Annotated in this window: 24 protein-coding genes; 11 read left to right on the top strand and 13 right to left on the bottom strand. The window is 72.6% G+C overall.

Annotation, left to right across the window (positions count from 1 at the left end):
• Positions 1-181: 181 nt before the first annotated feature.
• Positions 182-1,372: a cyclic dehypoxanthinyl futalosine synthase gene (gene mqnC, locus ACQPZO_RS01995; protein ID WP_350883408.1), complete on the bottom strand. Its 1,191-nt coding sequence runs from the start codon at positions 1,370-1,372 to the stop codon at positions 182-184.
• Positions 1,373-1,502: 130 nt separating this feature from the next.
• Between mqnC and ACQPZO_RS01990 the strand changes: the two genes are divergently transcribed.
• The 4 genes from ACQPZO_RS01990 to ACQPZO_RS01975 are packed head-to-tail and all read left to right on the top strand — an operon-like array spanning position 1,503 to position 4,052.
• Positions 1,503-1,670 (top strand): hypothetical protein, encoded by a 168-nt coding sequence (locus ACQPZO_RS01990; protein ID WP_433346498.1) that lies wholly within the window; start codon positions 1,503-1,505, stop codon positions 1,668-1,670.
• Complete coding sequence (locus ACQPZO_RS01985) at positions 1,670-2,437, top strand: peptidoglycan recognition protein family protein (protein WP_433346496.1); 768 nt, start codon at positions 1,670-1,672, stop codon at positions 2,435-2,437. Before ACQPZO_RS01990 ends, ACQPZO_RS01985 begins: the two co-directional genes overlap by 1 nt.
• An 8-nt stretch (positions 2,438-2,445) precedes the next feature.
• Positions 2,446-3,174: a hypothetical protein gene (locus ACQPZO_RS01980; RefSeq protein ID WP_433346494.1), complete on the top strand. Its 729-nt coding sequence runs from the start codon at positions 2,446-2,448 to the stop codon at positions 3,172-3,174.
• A 38-nt stretch (positions 3,175-3,212) separates the two neighbouring features.
• The gene (locus ACQPZO_RS01975) at positions 3,213-4,052 is read left to right on the top strand and encodes an ATP-grasp domain-containing protein (RefSeq protein WP_433346493.1); all 840 of its coding nucleotides are present in this window, start codon (positions 3,213-3,215) and stop codon (positions 4,050-4,052) included.
• 453 nt (positions 4,053-4,505) lie between these two features.
• Here the strand turns inward: ACQPZO_RS01975 and ACQPZO_RS01970 are convergent, their stop codons facing one another.
• Positions 4,506-4,706, bottom strand: a complete 201-nt coding sequence (locus ACQPZO_RS01970; protein WP_433346491.1) for a DUF397 domain-containing protein — start codon at positions 4,704-4,706, stop codon at positions 4,506-4,508.
• A 7-nt stretch (positions 4,707-4,713) separates the two neighbouring features.
• The gene (locus ACQPZO_RS01965; RefSeq protein ID WP_433346489.1) at positions 4,714-5,562 is read right to left on the bottom strand and encodes a helix-turn-helix domain-containing protein; all 849 of its coding nucleotides are present in this window, start codon (positions 5,560-5,562) and stop codon (positions 4,714-4,716) included.
• Positions 5,563-5,699: 137 nt separating this feature from the next.
• On the opposite strand from ACQPZO_RS01965, the gene ACQPZO_RS01960 reads away from it, so the two are divergent.
• Complete coding sequence (locus tag ACQPZO_RS01960; RefSeq protein WP_433346487.1) at positions 5,700-6,095, top strand: hypothetical protein; 396 nt, start codon at positions 5,700-5,702, stop codon at positions 6,093-6,095.
• A gap of 50 nt (positions 6,096-6,145) precedes the next feature.
• Positions 6,146-7,273, top strand: coding sequence for a Fic family protein (locus ACQPZO_RS01955; RefSeq protein WP_433346486.1), 1,128 nt, complete (start codon positions 6,146-6,148; stop codon positions 7,271-7,273).
• Between the two features lie 51 nt (positions 7,274-7,324).
• Here ACQPZO_RS01955 and ACQPZO_RS01950 read toward each other — a convergent pair whose 3' ends face one another.
• Genes ACQPZO_RS01950 through paaA form a run of 7 tightly spaced genes read right to left on the bottom strand, consistent with a single transcriptional unit; the run spans position 7,325 to position 11,734 of the window.
• Positions 7,325-7,735 carry a type II toxin-antitoxin system VapC family toxin gene (locus ACQPZO_RS01950; protein ID WP_433346484.1) on the bottom strand — a complete coding sequence of 137 codons (411 nt, stop codon included), beginning with the start codon at positions 7,733-7,735 and terminating at the stop codon, positions 7,325-7,327.
• Complete coding sequence (locus ACQPZO_RS01945) at positions 7,732-8,010, bottom strand: type II toxin-antitoxin system Phd/YefM family antitoxin (RefSeq protein WP_433346482.1); 279 nt, start codon at positions 8,008-8,010, stop codon at positions 7,732-7,734. The genes ACQPZO_RS01950 and ACQPZO_RS01945 overlap by 4 nt, the downstream gene beginning before the upstream one ends.
• Positions 8,011-8,060: 50 nt before the next feature.
• Complete coding sequence (gene paaE / locus ACQPZO_RS01940) at positions 8,061-9,197, bottom strand: 1,2-phenylacetyl-CoA epoxidase subunit PaaE (RefSeq protein WP_433346480.1); 1,137 nt, start codon at positions 9,195-9,197, stop codon at positions 8,061-8,063.
• A complete protein-coding gene (paaD, locus tag ACQPZO_RS01935) occupies positions 9,194-9,670 on the bottom strand; it encodes a 1,2-phenylacetyl-CoA epoxidase subunit PaaD (RefSeq protein WP_433346478.1) in 477 nt (158 codons plus the stop codon). The genes paaE and paaD overlap by 4 nt, the downstream gene beginning before the upstream one ends.
• Positions 9,664-10,389: a 1,2-phenylacetyl-CoA epoxidase subunit PaaC gene (gene paaC, locus ACQPZO_RS01930; protein ID WP_433346476.1), complete on the bottom strand. Its 726-nt coding sequence runs from the start codon at positions 10,387-10,389 to the stop codon at positions 9,664-9,666. The genes paaD and paaC overlap by 7 nt, the downstream gene beginning before the upstream one ends.
• The gene (gene paaB / locus ACQPZO_RS01925; protein WP_091081942.1) at positions 10,386-10,670 is read right to left on the bottom strand and encodes a 1,2-phenylacetyl-CoA epoxidase subunit PaaB; all 285 of its coding nucleotides are present in this window, start codon (positions 10,668-10,670) and stop codon (positions 10,386-10,388) included. The genes paaC and paaB overlap by 4 nt, the downstream gene beginning before the upstream one ends.
• Positions 10,667-11,734, bottom strand: coding sequence for a 1,2-phenylacetyl-CoA epoxidase subunit PaaA (gene paaA, locus ACQPZO_RS01920; RefSeq protein WP_433346474.1), 1,068 nt, complete (start codon positions 11,732-11,734; stop codon positions 10,667-10,669). The genes paaB and paaA overlap by 4 nt, the downstream gene beginning before the upstream one ends.
• A 372-nt stretch (positions 11,735-12,106) precedes the next feature.
• Between paaA and ACQPZO_RS01915 the strand changes: the two genes are divergently transcribed.
• Both ACQPZO_RS01915 and ACQPZO_RS01910 read left to right on the top strand, forming a co-directional pair.
• Positions 12,107-13,117, top strand: a complete 1,011-nt coding sequence (locus ACQPZO_RS01915) for a hypothetical protein (protein ID WP_433346472.1) — start codon at positions 12,107-12,109, stop codon at positions 13,115-13,117.
• Positions 13,117-14,067: a hypothetical protein gene (locus tag ACQPZO_RS01910; protein WP_433346470.1), complete on the top strand. Its 951-nt coding sequence runs from the start codon at positions 13,117-13,119 to the stop codon at positions 14,065-14,067. The genes ACQPZO_RS01915 and ACQPZO_RS01910 overlap by 1 nt, the downstream gene beginning before the upstream one ends.
• Before the next feature lie 310 nt (positions 14,068-14,377).
• On the opposite strand, the gene ACQPZO_RS01905 is transcribed toward ACQPZO_RS01910, so the two are convergent.
• The 3 genes from ACQPZO_RS01905 to ACQPZO_RS01895 all read right to left on the bottom strand — a co-directional run bounded on the left by ACQPZO_RS01905 (position 14,378) and on the right by ACQPZO_RS01895 (position 17,351).
• Positions 14,378-15,229 carry a menaquinone biosynthetic enzyme MqnA/MqnD family protein gene (locus tag ACQPZO_RS01905; RefSeq protein WP_433346468.1) on the bottom strand — a complete coding sequence of 284 codons (852 nt, stop codon included), beginning with the start codon at positions 15,227-15,229 and terminating at the stop codon, positions 14,378-14,380.
• 33 nt (positions 15,230-15,262) lie between these two features.
• The gene (locus ACQPZO_RS01900) at positions 15,263-16,708 is read right to left on the bottom strand and encodes an MFS transporter (protein WP_433346466.1); all 1,446 of its coding nucleotides are present in this window, start codon (positions 16,706-16,708) and stop codon (positions 15,263-15,265) included.
• 61 nt (positions 16,709-16,769) lie between these two features.
• Positions 16,770-17,351 carry an ArsR/SmtB family transcription factor gene (locus ACQPZO_RS01895; protein ID WP_433346464.1) on the bottom strand — a complete coding sequence of 194 codons (582 nt, stop codon included), beginning with the start codon at positions 17,349-17,351 and terminating at the stop codon, positions 16,770-16,772.
• Positions 17,352-17,556: 205 nt separating this feature from the next.
• Between ACQPZO_RS01895 and ACQPZO_RS01890 the strand changes: the two genes are divergently transcribed.
• The 3 genes from ACQPZO_RS01890 (at position 17,557) to ACQPZO_RS01880 (ending at position 21,933) form a co-directional block, all read left to right on the top strand.
• Positions 17,557-19,569 carry a HelD family protein gene (locus ACQPZO_RS01890; protein ID WP_433346462.1) on the top strand — a complete coding sequence of 671 codons (2,013 nt, stop codon included), beginning with the start codon at positions 17,557-17,559 and terminating at the stop codon, positions 19,567-19,569.
• A gap of 93 nt (positions 19,570-19,662) precedes the next feature.
• Positions 19,663-20,856: a serine hydrolase domain-containing protein gene (locus tag ACQPZO_RS01885; RefSeq protein ID WP_433350721.1), complete on the top strand. Its 1,194-nt coding sequence runs from the start codon at positions 19,663-19,665 to the stop codon at positions 20,854-20,856.
• A 312-nt stretch (positions 20,857-21,168) separates the two neighbouring features.
• On the top strand, positions 21,169-21,933 hold the full coding sequence (locus ACQPZO_RS01880) for a VOC family protein (protein WP_433346460.1): 765 nt from the start codon (positions 21,169-21,171) through the stop codon (positions 21,931-21,933).
• The last annotated feature ends 26 nt before the right edge of the window (positions 21,934-21,959 follow it).

Below are 21,959 nucleotides of genomic sequence, written 5' to 3'. Positions count from 1 at the left end.
CTGAGCCTCGGACCACGTCGCGGGGGACGTTAGCGACCCGCGCTGGCCTGCGCGACCCTTTCGGACGACAAGACGCACACCAGGTCCGACAGGCCGAGCAGAACTGTCCGGACCGCCGATCGGCTCACCGGCCGACCGGCCGGTGCGCGCTCGCCCAGCGTGTCCGCCGGTACGCGGTGGGTCAGTTGACCTCGACCAGCGGCAGCGGCCGGCCGGCCCCGCCCCCCGGCATGGCGATCGACGAGAAGTGCGAGACCACCCGGTCGTCGGTCGGGTCGTCGGCCGGGGTGCGGTGCACCGCGAGCCGGCGGTAGAGGGTGTCCCGCTGGGCCGGGATACGGTCGGCCGAACGGATCATGCCGATCAGCTCGTGCAGGTTGGAGCGGTGCCGGGCACCGGCCGAGGAGATGACGTTCTCCTCCAGCATGATCGAGCCGAGGTCGTCCACCCCCATGTGCAGGGCGAGCTGGCCGACGTCCTTGCCGGTGGTCAGCCAGGACGCCTGGAGGTGTGGGACGGTCTCGAAGAACAGCCGGGCCACCGCGACCAGCCGCAGGTACTCCAGCGTGGTGGCCTGCGTGCGGCCCTTGAGGTGGTTGTTCTCCGGCTGGTACGTCCACGGGATGAAGGCCCGGAACCCGCCGGTGCGGTCCTGCACGTCACGGATCATCCGCAGGTGCTCGATCCGCTCGGTGTTGGTCTCGCCGGTGCCCATCATCATCGTCGCGGTCGACTCCAGGCCCTGCCGGTGGGCCAGCTCCATGACCTCCAGCCAGCGCGCGCCGGACTCCTTGAGCGGCGCGATGGCCTTGCGCGGCCGGTCCGGGAGCATCTCGGCGCCGGCGCCGGCGATCGAGTCCAGCCCTGCCACCTTGATCCGGGCGATGGCCTCGTCGAGGCCGACGCCGGAGACCTTGGCCATGTGCAGGATCTCGCTCGGCCCGATCGAGTGGATGGCGAGCTGCGGGTACGCCTTCTTCACCGAGGAGAACAGCTCCTCGTAGTACTCCACCCCGTAGTCGGGGTGGTGGCCGCCCTGGAGCATGACCTGGGTGGCGCCCAGCTCGACCGCCTCGCCGCAGCGGCGCAGGATCTCCTCGGTCGGGTGGGTCCACCCCTCCTTGTGCTTGGGGGCGCGGTAGAAGGCGCAGAACTTGCACGCCGTCACGCAGACGTTCGTGTAGTTGATGTTGCGGTCGATCAGGTACGTGACGATGTCGTCGGGATAGCGCCGCCGACGCACCGCGTCGGCCGCCTCGCCGAGGGCGTGGAAGGGCGCCTCGGTGTAGATCAGCAGGGCCTCCTCGGGCGTGATCCGCCCGCCGTCCGCGCCGCGCTGCAGGATGTCGTCGATCTCCCGGCTCACACTCACGCCCCCGAGCCTACGTCGCCCCGCCCCCGGCCGGCCGGACCGGACTCCTGTCGACCACGACACAGCCTGCCCCGGGCAACCGCAAACGCGGGGACTTACCCAGGATTGATCGATCAATTAGCATGCGTGAATGATCACGGATCAGACTCCCCCCGCCCCTCGCCCACTACCCCGCCGGACGCTGTTCGGCCTCGTACCCCTCGCGGCCACCGCGCTGGCCCTGGTGACGGTGAGCCAGCCGGCACAGGCGGCGACGACCCCGACCCCGGAGTGTCTCGCCGACCTGATCACGGCCTGATGGCCACCATCCCCTGGCTCGCCGACGTGCTGCGCGGGGCCGGTGTCGCGGTGGTCGAACACGGCAACTGGCTGGGCCGGGTGGCCGGCAGCTCGTTCGCCCCGATCGGCGTGCTCTGGCACCACACCGCGTCCACCTCCAGCGCCGCCAACCCGCACCCCGCCCTGAACATCTGCATCAACGGCCGGTCCGACCTGCCCGGCCCGCTCTGTCAGGCGCTGGTCGACTACCACGGCGTCTTCCACGTCATCTCGGGCGGGCGGGCCAACCACGCCGGCGTCAGCCGGGGCAGCGGCCCCATCCCGGCCGGCGACGGCAACACCCTGATGGTCGGTTGGGAGATCGACTACAACGGGGTCAACCAGGCCATGACCAACGCCCAGTACTCCGCCTCGGTGCTCGCGACCGCCGCCGTGCTGCGGCGGCTCGGCCGGGATGCCAGCTACGCCCGGGGACACCGGGAGACCAGCACCAGCGGCAAGATCGACCCCTCCTTCATCGACCTCGACTCGATGCGCGCCGACGTGGCCCGCCAGCTCACCGGCAACCCACCCCTCGACCTCACGGAGAACGACATGAGGCTGATCCAGTCCACCAACCGGGGCATCGCCCTGGTCGGCCCCGGCTACTTCCGTCAGCTCAGCAACAACGAGGAGGTGACGGCCGCCGTCGCGCTGGTCGGCAACCCCCTGGTCGGCAACGACCGCCAGTTCGACCTGTGGCGCAGCATCGCCTACGACGGCCAGGTCAAGGCCCCGTCGGCCTGACACCGACGATGAACACGTACTCCCGCCGCCAGGCGCTCGCCCTGGCGTCCAGCGGAGCCGCCCTGGTCGCCACTGGCGTCGCGCTGTCCCAGACTGCCTCCGGCGAGCCGGCCCAGGCCGCCTGCTCGTCGATCCCACCGAACGCCGACGACGCCGTCCTGACCGCCGTCTACCAGGTCGCCACCGGGCTGTCGGCCAACGAGCGGGTGCTGCTCGCCGGCTTCGAGGCCGGCTGGGTGGAGTCGCGGATGAACAACCTGCCCTGTGGCGACTCCGACTCGCTGGGCGTGTTCCAGCAGCGCCCCTCCCAGGGCTGGGGCACCCCCGCGCAGATCATGAACGTGTCGTACGCAGCCAACTCGTTCTTCGCCCGGGCCATCCCGCTGGCCGCCGCCAACCCCGGCTGGTCGGCCGGACGGGTGGCGCAGGGCGTGCAGCGCTCCGCCTTCCCGGACCGCTACGACGCCGCGCAGGCCACCGCGCAGGCGCTCATCGCCCGGGCCCGCGGGCAGACCACCCCACCCCCGCTCGACCTCTGGAAGGACGACATGAGGCTGATCCAGTCACCCGGCCGGGGCATCGCTTTGGTCGGTGCCGGCTACTTCCGCCAGCTCCGCAACGACGAGGAGGTGCACGCCGCCGTCGCGCTGGTCGGCAACCCCCTGGTCGGCAACGACCGCCAGTTCGACCTGTGGCGCAGCATCGCCTTCGACGGCCAGGTCAAGGCCCCGAGCTGACGCCCACGCGGATGGCGGGGCTCGGGAAGGATGGCGGGATGCTGCTGCTGGTACCCGCCGACCCGCTCCGGCCCCGCCACCCGGACCCGCACTTCGCGCCGGAGGCGACGACCGCCCGGGAGGCCGGCGTGCCGGTCGCGGTCGTCGACCACGACGCGCTCGCCCGGGGTGACGCCGACGCCGCCCTGCGACAGCTGCCCGAGGACACCGAGGCGGTCTACCGCGGCTGGATGCTCCGCTCCGAGCGGTACGCCGCCTTCGCGGACGCGCTGGCCGCGCGGGGCGTCACGCTGCGTACCAGCGCCGAGCAGTACCGGCGGGCGCACGAACTGCCCGGCTGGTACCCGGAGCTGAGGCCCGTGACGCCGGCCACGACGTGGACCGTGGGGGCCGGGCGGGACGCGTTCGACCGGGCCCGCGCCAGCCTGGGCGACGGCCCGGCCGTGCTCCGCGACTACTGCAAGTCGATGAAGCACCACTGGGACGAAGCGGCCTTCATACCCGATCTGGCCGACCCCAAGGCCTCCTGGGCGGTGGCCCGCCGGTTCCGGCAGCTCCGCGAGGACGACTTCGTGGGCGGTTTCGTACTACGCCGCTTCGAGCTGTTCACCTCGGCGGAGGTGCGGACCTGGTGGCGGGGCGGCCGTTGCGTGCTGGTCGGCCCGCACCCGGACACCCCGGACCGACCCCCCGCCGTCGACCCCAACCTGACTGCCGTCGCGCCGCTGGTGGCCGGCCTGGGACTGCCCTTCGTCACGGTCGACCTGGCGCTGCGCGACGACGGGGAGTGGCGGGTGATCGAGCTGGGGGACGGCCAGGTGAGCGACCGGCCCACCACCGTCGACCCAGCACGCCTGCTAACCCCGTTGCTGGCCTGAGGGCAGCCGGCACCGCCGGATCACGCCACAGTCGGCGTTCGTGCCGCTGCGGGTCGACTTGCGGAAGGTCACGCCGGACAACTCAGGGGCGGTCATCCGCCGTTGGCCACCCGCACCGACCTGCCGGCCTTCCCCACCTCCAGCGTGGACGGTGGAACCGGTCCGGCAGGGCTGTGCGAGAACCCGGGGGCCTGGTGGTGACCCCGAGGGATGGTGTCGTTGTGCACGACCTATGGAGCTGCCCCGTTTGTGGGACCGTTTCCCCGCCGGTAACTCGCACCCCGTGCCACCCCTCAGCCGGCCGCTTCCGCAACCGTTCCGAGGCGTGCCCCGTTCGTGAGGGCAGCTCGGTAGGGCACGCGACACTGGCCCTGCCGCAAAAGCGCAAAACCCGGCTCACCCACCGTCCGGAGGGCTGCCGGGTCCACTTCCGAGGGCTACTGCCCCCGACGCTCACCCGTGAAGACGTACCGACAGACCGGCGACAAAGGCGGCCCAGGACGGGGGGTCGAAGGCCAGCACCGGCCCGGCCGGGTCCTTCGAGTCGCGTACGGCGACCGCGCGGGTCAGTTCCGCGACCTCGACGCAGTTGGCGTTCGATCCGCTGCGGCTCGACTTGCGCCAGACCGCGCCCGACAGCTCGGCAATGATCATCGACGGCTCACTCCCGTTCGTGCTCCGTTGCCACCCGCGCAACGAGCCGCGCCGACTCGGCGGGGCCCAGCGCCATTTGCGCCAGCCTATCCGCCTCGCCCCGGAAGTACGAGACCTGCGGCGCCTCCTCCAGGAACAACCCGGAGAGCTTGTGGTCGAGGTAGACCACGGACCGGTTGCGGGGGAAGTCCAGCAGCGCGAAGGAGCCGTCGAGCCCGGTGTGCGCGCCGACCGCCAGCGGCACCACCCGCAGCGTGACGTGCGGCCGCTCGGCCGCCTCCGCCAGGTGCCGCAGTTGCCGGGCCATCACCCGCCGGTCGCCGAGCACCCGGCGCAACACCGCCTCGTCGAGCAGGGCGTGCAGCCGGGGCGGCTCGGCGCGGCTGAGGACGGCCTGCCGGCCGAGCCGGGCGGCCACCCGGGCCTGCGCCTCGCCCTCCGGCACCCCGCACCCGCGCATCACCGCCTTGGTGTAGTCCGGGGTCTGCAACAGGCCCGGGATCAGCAGCGGCTCCCAGTTGACGATTCCGCTCGCCTCCGCCTCCAGCCGGATCAGCGTCCGGGATTCCTCGGAGAGCCCGCCGATCTGCTCCCACCAGCCGGACTCGGCGGACCGCTCCGCCATCCCGAGCAGCCGCTTGCGCTCGTCGCCGGTCACGCCGTAGACGACCAGCAGCGAGGCCACGTCCTCGACGCGGATGCCCTGGATGCCCGTCTCCATCCGGGACAACTTCGACGGCTGCCAGCCGAGCCGCATCGCCACCCGGCGTTGGGCCAGCTTGCGGGCCTGCCGCAGCTCCCGCAACTCGCCACCGAGACCCCGACCGACGACGGTCGGCTGGTTCGCCACAGGCATCCGTTACCTCCACTCAACGCAGGACCATCGCCGACACGGTGACGATGCCGCCACGCTGAGTATTGACTTGATCTCGTCGTTGCACAACCATCACCAGCAACATTGCTGCAACTGGTTGTAATCGATCGGAGGTCGCCGTGACATCGGAGATCCGCAAGCCCCACCAGCCCGCCTGGCTCCAGCCGTACGACCCGGCGGACTCCCCGGGGCCGATTCCGTCGGTCATCGAACGCTTCCGGCGGCGAGGGCGCACCGAAGAGCCGCAGCCGTCCGAGGCGGAGCGGGAGGCGGCGCGGCACACCGTCGTGCTGGTGCCGCCGGAGGCCGCGGAGGCGCTCGGCGACGACCGGGGCGAGGTCGGGCTCCAGATGTTCCGCGACGGCGACTGGGACCACAACCCGGCGCACCTGGACGAGGCGGTCAGGCTGATCGAGGAGTCCTGCGGCGAGCCGGTCGTCCTCGCGGAACACCAGTCCGACCTGACCTACTGGACCGCCCACGTCCGCCACGGCGACCGACCGCCGTCGACCTGAGTTGCCTAAATGATTTCGGCAATATGCCTGAATTCTTATATGATTTGGGCATGCTGTACTTGACACCCAGGCTGACGAGCGAGGACGAGCGCGTCCTCGCCGAGCTGGAGACGATGCGGGAGGCCCTTCGATACCAGGTCGCCGAGCCACGCCGGTGGAGCGGGCACCTGCGCAGGTCCCTGATCGCCCACGCGATCCAGGGGTCGAACTCAATCGAGGGCTACCAGGTCGGACTGGACGACGCCGTCGCTGCGGTGACCGGGGAAGATCCGATGGAAACCAGTCCGGGCACCTGGGACGTCATCACCGGATACCGGGACGCTCTCACCTACGTGCAGCAACTGGGCCATTCCCGGGAGTTCGCCTGGCACCACATGCTCCTCAACGCCCTGCACTTCATGATGATGCGGCATGAGCTGGCCAAGTGGCCGGGGCGGTACCGACCCGGCGACATCTACGTCGACGAATCCCACACCGGCCGGCGCGTCTACACGGGGCCGGATGCCGACGAAGTCCCGGCCCTGGTCTCCGAGCTGGTCGACTGGCTCGCCGATGGGGAGCCCGACAGCCCGCTCCTCGTTCGTGCGTCGATGGCGCACCTGAACCTGGTCAAGATCCATCCATGGCGCGACGGGAACGGACGCATGTCGCGGTGCCTGCACACTCTGGTCCTCGCCCGCGACGGCGTCCTCGCACCTGAGTTCTCCTCGATCGAGGAGTGGCTGGGTGCCGGTCGGAACACCTACGCCTACTACGACGTGCTGGCCGAGGTGGGCGGCCCGAGCTGGCGACCGGCGAACGACACCGGCCCGTGGATCCGATTCTGCCTGAGCGCCCACCACCAGCAGGCGCAGTTGGTCCGGCAGCGCCTCGACCAGGCCGCCCGCCTGTGGGAAATTCTCGACGACCGGGTGCGCCAGGGCGGGCTTCCCGAGCGTGTGGTCAGCGCCCTGCACCTCGCGGCGACCGGCGGCAGGGTCCGCCGGACCGTCTACCAGCGCGACGAGGCTCTCACGGACGACCAGGCCGTTCGTGACCTTCGTGCCCTGGTGCGGGCCGGATTCCTCCAACAACACGGTCAGACCCGTGGCAGGTACTACGTCGCGTCGGCCACGCTGCGCGAACTCGCCGCTCCCGCACGCCGGCCGAGAGAGATCACCGACCCGTACCGGCGCTGACCGTCCCGGACCGGTACCGTCCTGACAGGCCGTGCCGGAGGAGCAGGTGGCCTATTCGGCCCCGGGGCTGGCGATGGGGAGGCCGACCCCTTTGGCCAGGCCCAGCAGCCGTCGGTCGTACGTGACGAAGGCGGCGAAGTCGCTTCCGGCGTCCCCGGCGAGAAGCTGCGCCGTGGCGAGGTGGATCGCGTCGAGGCTGCGAAGCAGTGGATCGGCGTACGAGCCGGCCATCGATCTGACAGTGGCGTCAATCTCCACCCGGTAGAGCCGGGAGAGCGCGGCGGGCACGCCCACCAGCGCCTGGGGGGCCGAGCGACGCAGGGCTCTCGGCACCTCGACCTCTACCAGTACCGAGGCGACCAGGGACATGCCGGTGCGGTCGTTGAGCCAGCCGACCAGTTCCTCGGTCTCCGCCTCGCGACGAAGGAGTTTGATGATCGCCGCCGAGTCGAGGTAGATCACCAGCGCTCCTCGTCGCGGGCCTCGACGAGGGCTGCCGCGACATCGACACCCGGGTCTCCCAGCACCGGTGGGAGCGGCACCGGCCCGGTCGAGGTGGGAGCCACGGCCCGCCCCTCCGCCACGAGGCGACCAAGCATGGCATCCCCGGCAACGACGGGCACCAACCGGGCCACCGGCTGACCCCGATCGGTCACCTCGACGGTCTCACCGGCCCGCACGCGCGCCAGCACCCGGCTGGTGTGCTGGTTGAGTTCGCGGACAGCGATCTGCTCCATGAGTAGCAGTGTAGAACAAAAAGTTCTACACCGGCCGTACGGCGAGGCCGTCAGGCGTCGTAGTCGACCGTGAGCGTGTCCGTGACCGGGCTGGACTGGCAGGTCAGGACGTATCCGGCCGCCACCTCGTCCGGCTCCAGGGCGTAGTTGCGGGCCATCGTCACCTCGCCGTCGACGACCTTCGCCCGGCACGTCGAGCAGACCCCGCCCTTGCACGCGTACGGCAGCTCGGCGCGCACCCGCAGCGCCGCATCGAGGACCCGCTCCTCACGACCCATCGTGAAGGACGACGACCGGCCGTCCAGCACGATCGTCACCTCCGCCCCGGCACCGGGCTGGTCGGCCGGGCGGCGCGGCGGCGCGGGGGCCTCGGCGACGTGGAACAACTCCGTGTGCACCGCCGACTCCGACACGCCGCGCTCCGCCAGCACCGCCTTCGCGTCGACCACCATCCCGTACGGGCCGCAGAGGAACCACTCCTCGATCGCGTCGCCGGGCACGATGGTCTCCAGCAGCCAACCCAGCCGCCCGGCGTCGATCCGGCCCGACAGCAGCGGCGACTCGCCCCGCTCGCGGGAGAGCACGTGCACCAGGTGCAGCCGGGTCGGGTACCGGTCCTTCAGGTCCGCCAGTTCCTCGGCGAACATCACCGAGTTCGCCGAGCGGTTGCCGTACACCAGGGTGAAGGTGCTGGCCGGCTCGACGGCCAGGGCGGTGGCGACCAGCGCGAGCACCGGGGTGATGCCGGAGCCGGCGACCACCGCGCCGTAGCGGCGGGCCCGGTCCGGCGCGAACGCCGTGGTGAAGTGCCCGAGCGGGGGCAGCACCTCGACGGTGTCGCCGCCGCGCAGGGCGCCGCAGGCGTACACGGAGAACGCGCCGCCGGGGATCTCCCGCACCCCGATCCGCAGCCGGCCGTGCCGGGCCAGGTCGTCGGGCGTCGAGCAGATCGAGTACGACCGCCGCACGTCCTCCCCGTCAGCACCGGCGGAGCCGGTGAGCCCGCCTCCGGCGGGAAGCCGCACGGTGAGGTGCTGGCCGGCGCGGAACGCGAAGGTCTCTCGAAGCTCCTCGGGCACGGCGAAGGTGACCGCCACGGCGTCGGCGGTGAGCCGGTCGACGGCGGCGACGGGAAGCGGGTGGAAGACCGGCCGGCGACGGACCGGGCGGGTGATCGTGACAGTCACAGCGCCTTCAGGTGGTCGAAGGGTTCGGAGCAGGAACGGCAGCGCCAGAGCGCCTTGCAGGCGGTGGAGCCGAACCGGCTGATCTGCTCGGTCTCCGGGGAGCCGCAGCGCGGGCAGCGGACGGCGAGGGTCAGCGGCACGACCGTGCCGGACCGGACCGGGGAGGGCGGCGCGATGCCGGCGTCGGCGAGCTTCGCCCGACCGGTCTCGGAGATCCAGTCGGTGCTCCACGCCGGGCTGTAGACCGTGCGGACCTCGGCGTCGGGGTGGCCGGCGGCGGCGAGCGCCCGGCGGATGTCGGCGCGGATCACGTCCATCGCCGGGCAGCCGGTGTAGGTGGGGGTGATGGTCACGGCCACCCGGCCGGTGGCCGGGTCCTCGTCGACCGCCCGCAGGATGCCCAGCTCGTCGATGGTGATCACCCGGATCTCCGGGTCCACCACCGCCGCCACGACATCCCTCGGACCTACCATTTCGCCCCCGGGTGGGCGCGGTGCAGCACCTGCATCTCGGTGAGCAGGTACGACAGGTGCTCGGTGTGCAGGCCGTCCCGCCCGCCGGCCGGCGCCCAGCCGTCCGCTGGCCGGGCCAGCGTGGCCTCGGCGAGCACCGGGTCGACGGCGGCGTCGAACGCCGCGCGCAGGGTGGTCGGGTCGACCGGCGCGCCCGGGAACGGCGCGAACAGCTCGTGGACGTACGGCCACACCTGGTCGACGGCGGCCTGCATCCGGCGGTGCGACTCGGCGGTGCCGTCGCCGAGCCGCCGCACCCAGAGCGAGGCGTGGTCGAGGTGGTAAGCGGACTCCTTGCGCGTCTTGGCCCCGATCGCGGCGAGCCGCTCGTCGGCGCAGCCGGCCAGCGCGGCGTACAGCGGGAGCTGGTACGCCGACAGGAAGAACAGCTTCGCCACGGTCACCGCGAAGTCGCCGTTGGGCAGCTCGACCAGCAGGCAGTTGCGGAACTCCCGGTCGTCGCGCAGGTACGCCAGCGCGTCCTCGTCCCGGCCGGCGCTCTCCAGCTCGCCCGCGTACGTGAGCAGCAGTCGGGCCGCGCCGAGCTGGTCGAGGGCGATGTTGGCCAGCGCGATGTCCTCCTCCATCTCGGGGGCACGGGTGGTCCACTCCCCGAGCCGTTGCGCGGCGACCAGCGCGTCGTCGCCGAGGGCGAGGGCGAAGTCGAAGGGGCCGTTCACAGGTGGGCCACCCCGTCCGGGACCTCGTAGAAGGTGGGGTGGCGGTAGACCTTGTCGGCCGCCGGGTCGAAGAAGGCGTCCTTCTCGTCCGGGCTGGACGCGGTGATCGCGCCGGCCGGCACCACCCAGATCGAGACGCCCTCCTGGCGGCGGGTGTAGAGGTCCCGGGCGTTGCGCAGGGCCAGTTCGGCGTCGGGGGCGTGCAGGCTGCCGACGTGGGTGTGCGACAGCCCGCGCCGGGCCCGCACGAACACCTCCCAGAGCGGGGACTGCTCGGTCATGCGGCTACCTTCTCCTTCTTCTCCGCCTGCTTGGCGGCGTACGCCGTGGCAGCCTCGCGCACCCAGGCACCGTCGGCGTGGGCGTGGCGGCGGTGCTCCATCCGCTGCCGGTTGCACGGCCCCTGGCCCTTGATCACCCGCATCAGCTCGTCGTAGTCGGGCTGGGTGTAGTCGTACGCCTGCCGCTCGTCGTTCCAGCGCAGGGCGGGGTCGGGCAGGGTGAGACCGAGGATCTCGGCCTGCTGCACGCACATGTCGACGAAGCGCTGCCGCAGTTCGTCGTTGGAGAACCGCTTGATCTTCCACGCCATCGACTGCGCGGAGTGGGTGGAGTCGCCGTCCGGCGGGCCGAACATGGCCAGCGACGGGTACCACCAGCGGTCGACCGCGTCCTGCGCCATCGCCCTTTGGTCGGGGGTGCCGTGGGCCAGGATGTGCAGGATCTCGTAGCCCTGCCGCTGGTGGAACGACTCCTCCTTGCAGACCCGGATCATCGCGCGGGCGTACGGCCCGTAGGAGCAGCGGCAGAGCGGGACCTGGTTGACGATCGCCGCGCCGTCCACCAGCCAGCCGACCACGCCCACGTCCGCCCAGGTCAGGGTCGGGTAGTTGAAGATCGAGCTGTACTTCTGCCGCCCGTCGAGGAGGAGCCGCACCAGCTCGTCCCGGCTGATGCCGAGGGTCTCCGCGGCGGCGTACAGGTAGAGGCCGTGCCCGGCCTCGTCCTGCACCTTGGCAAGCAGGATCGCCTTGCGCTTGAGCGAGGGCGCCCGGCTGATCCAGTTCCCCTCCGGCTGCATCCCGATGATCTCGGAGTGTGCGTGCTGGGCGATCTGCCGGATCAGCGTCTTCCGGTACGCCTCAGGCATCCAGTCGCGGGGCTCGATCTTCTGATCGGCGTCGATCACGTCGGCGAAGTACGCCTCCAGGTCGGTGTCCGGGCCGGGGGCGCCACCGCGCCGCCGGGCCGCCGCCTCCCGCAGCGCCGCCTCCGCCGCCTCCACCTCGCCGAGCAGGCTGCCGCCGGGCGCGTCGTCCGGGGCGGGGAAGTCGTTGCCATACATGACAGCAAGTGTTACAGCTCGCAACTTCTGACACCAGAGGGTGTCATAGGTTTCCGAAGACACCTTCCGTCACGGACTGTCACTTTCGGTGTCGGCGCAGGTCGAATCAGGGCTATGACATGGGTCACTAAACAAAGGTGAAAGCCGCCAAGAACGACAAAGGGGGCCATTATCCCGCCTTCATAGCAACCCGACAGGCGTCGGATCCTGGCATCAGGGCCGTCCGGACGTAGACTTTGCCGGTCACACCGATCGGCTGCCGACGATTGCCAGCGCCAGACGGAGGCCGCTTCCCCCGGCCTCGGCGATCACGCCGACCCTTTCGGAAAACGACCGGGCCCCCCGGCCCTGACATCTGGAGCTCATCCACTCATGCGACCTCGCGTGGCCATGGTGCTCGCCGTCCGACCTCGCGTGGCCATGGTGCTCGCCGTCGTGGCGGTCCTCCTCGGCAGCGCCATGCTGGTTCCCGCCGCTTACGCCCAGTTCTCCGACGACGACACCGGCGGATCAGGCGGGGGCGCGCAGAGCGTGGCGGCCCCCGAGCCGACCGCCCCGCCGCCGCCGACCCTGGCCGCAGGCCCGGTCTCGATGAACTTCTCCGGTGAGTTCTTCTCCTGGGCGCTGATGGACCGGACCACCGGCACGATCTCCGGCTCGAAGAACCTGGCCTCGACCAACTCGACCGAGTCGATGATCAAGGCCTGGATCGTCGCCGACTATCTGCGGCAGCTCGGCGACAAGGAGCCCTCCGCCACGCTGAAGAAGCAGGCGAGCCTGGCCATCCGGGACAGCAACGACGACGCGGCGAACGCCGTCCACCGCGCGGCGGGCGGCTCGTACAAGGTGTATCCGAACGGCCAGCCGAACCCGGTGATCAAGCGGGCCATCAGCATCTGCGGCCTCACCGACACCAAGCGCGGCAACGTCTCCGGGTACGAGGGCTACTGGAGCTTCACCCGGATGTCCCCCCGGGACGCCGTCCGGCTCGGCGACTGCATCGCCAACGGCAAGGCGGCCGGGCCGAAGTGGACCAAGTGGGTGCTCGACGAGATGGGCAAGGTCCGCGGCAGCGTCAAGGAGCAGCAGCTCAAGTCCGGCGGCGGCAAGTGGGGAATCGTCGACGGCCTGCCCGCCGAGATCAAGGCGCAGGGCCCGGTCAGCATCAAAAACGGCTGGACGCCGTTGAACTACGACGGGAACTGGCACGTCAACTGCCTCACGGTCACCGAGAAGTGGAGCCTCGCCGTCATGCTGCGCTACCCGCAGAAGAGCGGTCTGCCCTACGGCGCGAAGGTCTGCGCCGGCGTGGCGACCCAGCTGGTCACCCCGCAGCCGGGCGCCGCGCTCAAGGTGCCGCAGCAGCCGATCGGCAAGCTCTGATGGCGGGCAGCCGCCGGGCCCGCGACGGGGACGCCTCTCCGCTGCGGCTGATCGTGGTCGCCGTCGTCCTGATCGGGCTGGTGCTGGTGTCGCTGCGGCTGCTGCCCGGTTCCCCGCTGGCCTCGGCCGCCACCGCCAAGTGGGGTGACCCGTCCGCCCCGGTCGACCGCGCGGCTACCGCCCCGCCGGACCGCAGCTCGCGCCCCAGCCCCACCACCAGCCCGTCGCCGTCGCCGTCGCTGGAGCCGCTGCCGTTCGCCGACAAGCAGATCGACCTCGACATCGAGGGCTGGTACGCCTGGAGCGTGCTGGACACCCGGACCGGGAAGATCATCGGTTCGAAGAACATGGACGAGACCAACACCACCGCGTCGCTGATCAAGGCCTGGATCGTCGCCGACTACCTGCGCCGGGCCGACGAGGACGGGCAGACGCCGAGCGACGCGAAGCTCGCCGACGCCACCCGGATCATCCGGGACAGCGACAACACCCGGGCCGAGCAGTTCTACAACTCCGTCGGCCGGTCCGCGTCGATCAAGCGGCTGATCTCCATCTGCAAGACCACCGACAGCAGCGTCGCGGCCGACGGGGGTTGGAGCCGGACCGCCCTCTCCCCCCGGGACACCGCGCGACTCGGCGCGTGCATCTCCGACGGTCGCGCGGCCGGCCCGAAGTGGACGAAGTGGCTGGTCAACGAGATGCGGCTCGTCCGAGGTGCCGGTGACTTCGGCATCCGCAAGGCGTTCCCGGAGACGGAACGGAAGAAGATCGCCATCAAGAACGGCTGGATCGACCGGACCAAGGAGCAGGAGATGCACATCAACTGCCTGGCCATCGGCGACAACTGGACGATGGGCGTGATGGTCCGCTACCCGATCAACATGGGCTACGAGTACGGCATGAAGAACTGCCAGAAGATTACCGAGGCGGTGCTGCGCTCGACCACCTGACGGCGGCCCCTCGGCCCCGTCGCGGCCGGACCACAGGGTGGTGCTCGGGGCGCTGCCTATGGAGCTGCCCCGTCTGCGCTACCGGGGCAGGGCGGCCTCGACGAGCGCAGCCTCGGCTCCCTCGGGCGGCGGTAGCACGAACGGGGCAGCTCCATAGGCGGCAACAGGGGGAGGTCAGCCGGCCCAGGGCGGCCCGAGCTGGCCCGAGCCAGCCGCGCCCGCGCACAGGCCGCGCCCGCGCACGTGCACAGGCCGCCCCGCGCACAGGCCGCGCACGTGCACAGGCCGCGCACGTACATTCGCCGCGCCGTCAGCCGGCGAAGAACTCCGGGCCACCCTCGGGCAGGGGCGGGGCCTCGCCGATCTCGGCCGCCCGGCGGGCGAACTCCCGCAGCCCGGCCACCTGCCGCTCGCCGAGCGAGAAGTCCAGCGCCCGGAAGTACGTGGCCAGGGTCTCGGCGTCGAACGGCTCCCAGCGGGCGGCGGCCTCGGCGACCTGGTCCAGCTCGGCGAGGCAGAGGTCACGCGAGCGCAGGAACGCCTCGTGCACCTCCTTCACCAGGCCGGGGTGGGCGGCGGCGAAGTCCCGGCGTACCGCCCAGACGGCGAAGACCATCGGCAGGCCGGTCCAGTCCCGCCAGGCCTGGCCGAGGTCGGTGACCTCCAGGCCGCGCCGGGGCGCCTCGTAGAGCGCCCGCAGCGCCACGTCGCCGATCAGCACCCCGGCGTCCGCCTCCAGCAGCATCTGGGTCAGGTCGGGCGGGCAGCGGAAGTACTCGGGGTTTACGCCGTACCGCTCGCCGAGCAGCAGCCGGGCCAGCAGCACGCCCGTGCGGGAGGTCGAGCCGAGGGCCACCCGACCGCCGTCCAGCTCGGCCAGCGGCCGGGTCGACACCACGTTGACCGAGAGCACCGGGCCGTCGCTGCCCACCGCGAGGCCGGGCAGCAGCAGCAGTTCGTCGGCGTGGCGCAGGTACTCGACGTGCGAGATCGGCCCGATGTCCAGGTCTCCGGCGACGAGCGCGGCGCTGAGCCGGTCCGGCGAGTCCTTGTGCAGGTCGACGTCGATCAGGGCACCGGAGCGCATCAGACCCCAGTAGATCGGCAGGCAGTTCAGGAACTGGATGTGTCCGACGCGGGGGCGAGCGATGCGGTCAGCCATGATGCGACCGTATCCCCGGGGCCCGTCCGGGGCTCAGCGGGCGGCTCTCGAAGTGGCCAATTCCGCATCCGGCCCCGGGACCGCCCCGCCCCGCCGGGCGGCGACACGCTCCGCGCGAGCTGCCCGGGCGACCGGGACGGCGAACGCCCCGACCGCCAGCGTCCCCGCGAGGCCGCACGCCGCCACCAGCGGTCGGGGCTCGGCCAGCTCCAGCAGCAGGCCGCCCGCCGCGAACCCGACCATCGAGGCACCCTGGGTGGCCGCCCCGAACACGGCGTACGCCCGGCCCAGCGCGACCTGCGGCACCCGACGCGCCAGCAGCACGTTGTTCAGGACGTTGTCCCCGCCGTTGGCCACCCCGCCGAGCAGCCAGACCGGCACCAGCAGCCACGCCGACGGCACCGCGGCGGAGACCAGCACCGCGACGCAGCTGCCGCCGAGCAGGAGCAGGCCCGTGCCGAGCAGCCGGCCGTCGTCGGTGAGCCGGCGGACCAGCGGGGCGAGCGCCCAGGCACCCAGCACGATGCCGAGCGTCCAGGACCCGGTGACCAGCCCGTAGACCGTGGTGGAGCTGCCCAGCGTCTCCCGGATGAAGAACACCTCGACCACGTTGATCGCCCCCACCGCGCCGATCACCCCGGCGAGCGAGGCCACCATCGCGACGAGCAGCCGGTCCCGGCGCAGCCGCCAGTCCCCTGCGGTCGGCCCCGCCCCTGCGGTCGGCCCGGCCCCGTGCGTCGCCGGCTCCACCCCGGGCGTCGGCCCAGACCCGATCGCCGGCTCCACCCCGGGCGTCGGCCCTGCCCCGATCGTCGGCTCTGCCCCGGGCGTCGGCCCTGCCCCGGGCTGCAGCTCTGCACCGGGCTGCGGCCCTGACCCAGGCTTCACCCGGGCGGCAGACCGGGCGCCGCCCCGGCGCGTCCGGATCAGCAGGCCGGCGGCGACCAGGACGAGGTAGCTGGCAGCGTCCACGAGCAACGGCAGGCGGAGGCCGAACCCGCCGACCAGCAGACCGGCCAGCGCGGGGCCGGCGAGCGCGCCGAGGGTGCCGGCGGTCTGGTTGAGGGCGCTGGCCCGGGGCAGGTCGGCCGGCCGCACCATCGTCGGCACCAGCGCGGAGAGCACCGGCTGGGTGACCGCGAGGCCGGCCGCGAGCAGTGCCACCAAGCCGATCACCAGGGCCGGGTGCCGGGTGTACGCGAGGGCGAGGCAGATCGCGGCCTGGGCCAGGCCGGCCCCCACCAGCAGGGTGCGGGAGTTCACCCGGTCGGCGAGCCGCCCGGTCAGCGGGGCGAGCGCGACCAGCGGCAGGGTCGCCGCGATCAGCAGCCCCGACACGGCGGCACCGCCGGCCCCCGCGGACTGCAGGGCAAGGGTGAGGGCGCTCGCCGCGAGGAAGTCCCCACAGCTGGAGACGCCCCGGGCGACGGTGGCGAGCCAGACGTCGGACCAGCGCGACCGGTCAGATGCGAAGGCCATGCTTCGAAAATAATCCTTCACACTTGCCGCTGGCAATCCCCTACCGGGCGGCGGGCCCCGCTCAGTCGATGGGTGCCGCCCGCCACTGCACCGCGACGGTGCGCGCCCCCGCCGGCGGGTCCGACCGCAGCCGGCGGCGGTACGGCGCCAGCAGGCCCTGGACGGCCTCGTTGAGTGCGCCCAACTCCTCGGCGGTGAGCAGCAGCACGCTGTCGCTGAACGAGCCGACGGCGTACCACTCCGGAGACTCCTCGGGCGCCCGGCGGATCCAGTCCCGGGTCCGCTGCGCGTCCCGCGCGATGTGCGCCTCCACGAGGGCCCGCTCGGCGGCCCGCGCATCGGAGTCTGCCGCCTGGCCCGCCTCCACGTAGTAGGACGGGCTGAACGAACGCCACACCCGCTCCCGGGCGTCCCCCCGGCTCGGCGCCTGTTCGACCAGGCCGAACTTCGCCAGCGCCCGCAGGTGGTAGCTGGTCGCGCTCGGCGAAAGCCCGACCAGTTCCGCGCACTCGGTGGCGGTGGCGCCGGCCGGAAGCGAGGCGAGATGTTCCATGATCGCGAGCCGAGCCGGGTGGGCCAACGCCCGCATCACCTGCGGATCGCTGATCGTCACCTGCTGCCGCTCGGGCCGTGCCTCGGTCATGACCCCATGATCCCGGCGTCGGGACGGCCCGGCCAACCCACGGCCCAACCCGGTAAACCGCCTGCCGGGGCAGCCGGACGGGGCGTAGACTGTTCGCCCCGCCGACGGCCGCGGTGTCGAACACCGCAGCGGACGTCCCCGCGCCGGCCCCAATGCCGGAAACGCGAGCGGCAGCGTTTGTTTCCCGCGCCGAGGAGTACGTCGGATGACCCTGCACGCACCCGTTTCACTCGACACCGAACTGGCCGCCGAACGGGCCCACCTGGACGTGTCCCGCGCCGCGCTGGCCCGCATGCGCGAACGGACCGAGGCGCTCTTCGCCACCGGCCACAACGTCGCCGGCGACGCGTACACCGCCGAGATGCTGGGGCGCACCCTGTCCCGCCGCGTCGCCGAACTGGCCGACCAACCCGACACCCCGCTGTTCTTCGGCCGACTCACGTTCGGTGACGAGGAGCACCACATCGGCCGCCGCCACGTCACCGACGACCTCGGCGAGCCCATGGTGCTGGACTGGCGGGCGCCGGTGTCCCGGGCGTTCTACCGGGCCAGCGCCCGCGACCCGCAGGGCGTCACCGTGCGCCGCCGCTTCGGCTTCGACCGTGGCGCGCTGACCAGCTTCGAGGACGAACGGCTGGACCGGGGCGAGGAGTTGGGCACGGCCAGCCGCATCCTCACCGCCGAGATCGAGCGCCCCCGCGTCGGGCCGATGCGGGACATCGTCGCCACCATCCAGCCGGAGCAGGACGAACTGGTCCGCGCCGACCTGGCCGACTCGATCTGTGTGCAGGGGGCACCGGGCACCGGGAAGACGGCGGTCGGCCTGCACCGGGCGGCGTACCTGCTCTACCTGCACCGGGAACGGCTGCGCCGCTCCGGGGTGCTGATCGTGGGGCCGAACCGGGCGTTCCTGTCGTACATCGCGGCGGTGCTGCCGGCGCTCGGCGAGGTCGAGGTCGAGCAGGCGACCGTGGAGGACCTGATCGCCCGGCTGCCGGTGCGGGCGGTCGAGGACCCGGCGGTGGCGATCCTCAAGCACGATCCGCGAATGGCCGAGGTGCTGCGCCGGGCGGTCGAGTCGCGGATCGCCGCGCCGACCGAGCCGATCATGGTCTCCGACGGGTCGTTCCGCTGGCGGATCGGCCTCGACCCGCTGCACCGGCTGGTCGAGGAGACCCGCCGGGAGGGGCTGCCGTACGCCACCGGGCGGGAGCGGGTCCGGGCCCGGGTGGTCGGCCTACTGCAACGCCAGTCCGAGGCCCGCCGGGCCGAGTCGCCGGGCGACGCCTGGCTGCGCCGGATGGGGAAGTGCCGCCCGGTCGCCGACTTCCTGGACGCGGCCTGGCCGGCGCTCACCCCGGAGGGGCTGGTGCACTCCCTGCTCGCCGACCCGGCGGCGCTCGCGACGGCCGCCGACGGGGTGCTCACCGACGCCGAGCAGGCGCTGCTGACCTGGGCGAAACCGGCGCGCACCCCGAAGGCTACGAAGTGGACGGCCGCCGACGCGGTGCTCGTCGACGAGGCCGCCGGGCTGTTGGAGCGCCCCGCCGGCTTCGGGCACGTGGTGGTCGACGAGGCGCAGGACCTGTCCCCCATGCAGTGCCGGGCCCTCGCCCGGCGCAGCGAGCACGGGTCGATCACCCTGCTCGGCGACCTGGCCCAGGGCACCGCCCCGTGGGCCGCCCGCGACTGGCGGGAGTCCCTGGCCCACCTGGGCAAGCCGGACGCGGTGGTGGTGCCGCTGAGCATCGGCTTCCGGGTTCCCGCCGCCGTGGTGGCGTTCGCCAACCGGCTGCTGCCGGCGCTGGAGGTGGACGTGCCCCCGGCCCAGTCGCTGCGCCGCGACGGCGCGCTGGACGTGCGTACGGTGGACGACCTGCCGGCGGCGACGGTGGCCGAGGTGCGGGCGGCGCTGACGCACGACGGCTCGGTCGGCGTGATCGCCGCCGACGACGCGGTGGCCGGGCTGCGCGCGGCGCTGGCCGACGCGGGGATCGACACCGCGACCGCCGACGACGTGGAGACCGCGGCGCGGGTCACCGTCGTCCCCGCGACGCTGGTCAAGGGCCTGGAGTACGACCACGTCGTGGTCGTCGAGCCGGCCGCGATCGTGGCCGCCGAGCCGCGCGGCCTGCACCGGCTGTACGTGGTGCTCACCCGGGCGGTCTCCCGCCTGACAGTGCTGCACACGGCCCCCCTTCCCACCCCGCTGGAGTAGAAGGAAGGGCATCTTCTCAACGATTTAATCGTCCACACAGGAGGCGACATGCACCTGTCACGCCGCACTTTCCTGGCCGGGGCCGGCGTCACGCTGGCGACCGCACCCCTGCTGACCGGCGCGCCGGCGCACGCCGGCCCGACGGCAGGGCGGCTGCCGGAGGACGCGCTCACCGACGGCCTGGCGGCGATCACCGAAGCCGGCATGGTGGGGACGTTCGCCGAGGTGCGCGATGGTCGGGACCGCTGGCGGGACGCCAGCGGGGTGGCCGACGTCCGCACCGGACGACCGATGCTGCCCGGCTTTCGGCACCGGGTCGGCAGCATCACCAAGACGTTCGTCGCCACCACGCTGCTGCAACTGGCCGGCGAGGGCCGGGTGGCGTTGGACGCACCGCTCGGCCGGTACCTGCCGGAGTACGCCATCCCCGGGGTCACCGTCGGGACGCTGCTCAACCACACCAGCGGAATCGGCGACTACGACACCGTGCTGTTCACCACCGTTGAGGACGTCGAGCGGCACCGGTACACCACGTTCCGGCCGCAGCAGCTCGTCCGACTCGGGCTCGGCGAGCCGCGTACCGGCGCGCCCGGGGAGGCGTTCGCCTACTCGAACACCAACTACATCCTCGCGGGGCTGATCATCGAGCGGGTCACCCGCCGGTCCGCGGCCGACGAGGTCCACCGGCGGGTCATCCGGCCGCTGGGGCTGAACGACACGTACTTCCCCGGCCGGCGGGTCCGGATCGCCGGGCCGCACAGCGCGGCGTACCTGCCCTGGTACGACGGCCAACTCCGCGACTTCAGCGTGGCCAACATGTCCTGGACCTGGACGGCCGGCGCGCTGGTCTCCACGGCGGCCGACCTGAACCGGTTCTTCCGCGCGCTGCTCGGCGGCCGGCTGCTCCGCCCCGCCGAGCTGGCCCGGATGCGGACCACCGTGCCACTGCGCCCCGACCTGCCGGAGGCCGGCGGGTACGGCCTCGGTCTGCTCTGGCTGGCCCTGCCGGGCGGCCGGTTCTGGGGGCACGACGGCCTGGTCTTCGGGCACAGCACCGTCTCGCTGCACGCCACCGACGGGTCGCGGCAGGTCACCCTGGGCATGAACGTCACCCATTACCAGGTGCCCGAACAGCCGGATCCGATCGGGGCCGCGACCGGCGCCTTCCTGGTCACGGCGCTCACCGGTGCCGGTACCGGCGCGGGCCGTACGGCGGCCGGTGTCCGGATGCCCGCCGTGGCCCCGCCGCCCGGCGGGCCGGCGCTGGTCCGCCCCCTGCCTCGCTGACGACCCCGGGCCCGCTACAGCCTGGCCCGGCCGTCCCCGGGCCTGCGCCGCGCTTCGCCGGCCGGGTGCTCGCGGAGCTGGCGCTGACCCTCCTCTCCCTGCTGCCGGTGGTGGTGATCGCGGCGCTGCTCGGCGTACCGGCGCGACGAGGGTCGCCGCTTCCACTGACCCGCCCCGACGACACCATGCGGAGGCCGGGCGGTCGACGCCACCCGGGTCAGTTCGTCCTAATTTCGCCCGCCCGGCCCGGCTGCGGTGCCAGGATGCGGGCAGGGTGTCCCGCCGGGGTCGCCCCCTGCGAGAGGGGTCAGCGTGAGCACCGTCCCGCCGGGCACGCCGTGCTGGGCCGACCTGGCCACCCCGGACCTGGCAGGCGCGCGGCGCTTCTACCCGGAGCTGTTCGGCTGGACCGGCCGGATCGCCCCGCAGCCGGAGGCGTCCGGCTACACCACCTTCCTCAAGGACGGCAGGTCGGTGGCGGGCGCCGGGCCACCGGCCACCCCGGGGCAGGTGCCGATCTGGTCGACGTACGTGGCGACCGACGACGCGGACCTGGTCACCACCCGGGTGGAGGCGGCCGGGGGGCAGGTGCTGGTCGCCCCGTTCGACGTGTTCGACCAGGGCCGGATGGCGGTCTTCGCCGACCCGGCCGGCGCGGTGTTCAGCGTCTGGCAGCCGATGGCCCACCCGGGGGCGGAGCTGTTCAACGTTCCAGGGGCGATGAGCTGGAACGAGCTGGTCACCCCGGACCCGGAGGGCGCGAAGGTCTTCTACGAGCTGGTCTTCGGCTGGCATCCGGAGGAGCAGCCGACGGAACCGGTCACGTACACCGGGTGGCGGCTCGGCGGGCGGATCGTGGCCGGGATGATCCCGCCGCTGGGTGACGGCTTTCCGGCCGACCTGCCGGCGTACTGGACCGTCTACTTCGCCGTAGCGGACGCCGACGCCACCGCTGCCCGGGCCGCCGAGCTGGGCGGCACGATCCTGGTCCCGCCCCGCGACATCCCCCAGGGTCGGCTCGCCGCCCTACGCGACCCGCAGGGCGCCCTCTTCTCCGTCATCGCCCTCGCCGACTGAGCCCGGCGCGCGGGGCCCGGCCGGCG

The organism is Micromonospora sp. CA-111912 (assembly GCF_050948415.1).
GTDB lineage: Bacteria > Actinomycetota > Actinomycetes > Mycobacteriales > Micromonosporaceae > Micromonospora.
Note: the sequence above shows the minus strand (reverse complement) of the source record. Positions and strands in the feature narration are given on the sequence as shown.

Coding starts and splice junctions, on each gene's coding strand:
- ACQPZO_RS01915 (WP_433346472.1), top strand. CDS start 12,107: ATGCGACCTCGCGTGGCCATGGTGCTCGCCGTCCGACCTCGCGTGGCC.
- paaD (WP_433346478.1), bottom strand. CDS start 9,670: ATGGTAGGTCCGAGGGATGTCGTGGCGGCGGTGGTGGACCCGGAGATC.
- ACQPZO_RS01965 (WP_433346489.1), bottom strand. CDS start 5,562: ATGCCTGTGGCGAACCAGCCGACCGTCGTCGGTCGGGGTCTCGGTGGC.
- ACQPZO_RS01910 (WP_433346470.1), top strand. CDS start 13,117: ATGGCGGGCAGCCGCCGGGCCCGCGACGGGGACGCCTCTCCGCTGCGG.
- ACQPZO_RS01900 (WP_433346466.1), bottom strand. CDS start 16,708: ATGGCCTTCGCATCTGACCGGTCGCGCTGGTCCGACGTCTGGCTCGCC.
- ACQPZO_RS01955 (WP_433346486.1), top strand. CDS start 6,146: ATGCTGTACTTGACACCCAGGCTGACGAGCGAGGACGAGCGCGTCCTC.
- ACQPZO_RS01980 (WP_433346494.1), top strand. CDS start 2,446: ATGAACACGTACTCCCGCCGCCAGGCGCTCGCCCTGGCGTCCAGCGGA.
- ACQPZO_RS01905 (WP_433346468.1), bottom strand. CDS start 15,229: ATGGCTGACCGCATCGCTCGCCCCCGCGTCGGACACATCCAGTTCCTG.
- ACQPZO_RS01970 (WP_433346491.1), bottom strand. CDS start 4,706: ATGATCATTGCCGAGCTGTCGGGCGCGGTCTGGCGCAAGTCGAGCCGC.
- ACQPZO_RS01890 (WP_433346462.1), top strand. CDS start 17,557: ATGACCCTGCACGCACCCGTTTCACTCGACACCGAACTGGCCGCCGAA.
- ACQPZO_RS01990 (WP_433346498.1), top strand. CDS start 1,503: ATGATCACGGATCAGACTCCCCCCGCCCCTCGCCCACTACCCCGCCGG.
- paaB (WP_091081942.1), bottom strand. CDS start 10,670: ATGACCGAGCAGTCCCCGCTCTGGGAGGTGTTCGTGCGGGCCCGGCGC.
- ACQPZO_RS01895 (WP_433346464.1), bottom strand. CDS start 17,351: ATGACCGAGGCACGGCCCGAGCGGCAGCAGGTGACGATCAGCGATCCG.
- paaA (WP_433346474.1), bottom strand. CDS start 11,734: ATGTATGGCAACGACTTCCCCGCCCCGGACGACGCGCCCGGCGGCAGC.
- ACQPZO_RS01945 (WP_433346482.1), bottom strand. CDS start 8,010: ATGGAGCAGATCGCTGTCCGCGAACTCAACCAGCACACCAGCCGGGTG.
- ACQPZO_RS01975 (WP_433346493.1), top strand. CDS start 3,213: ATGCTGCTGCTGGTACCCGCCGACCCGCTCCGGCCCCGCCACCCGGAC.
- ACQPZO_RS01985 (WP_433346496.1), top strand. CDS start 1,670: ATGGCCACCATCCCCTGGCTCGCCGACGTGCTGCGCGGGGCCGGTGTC.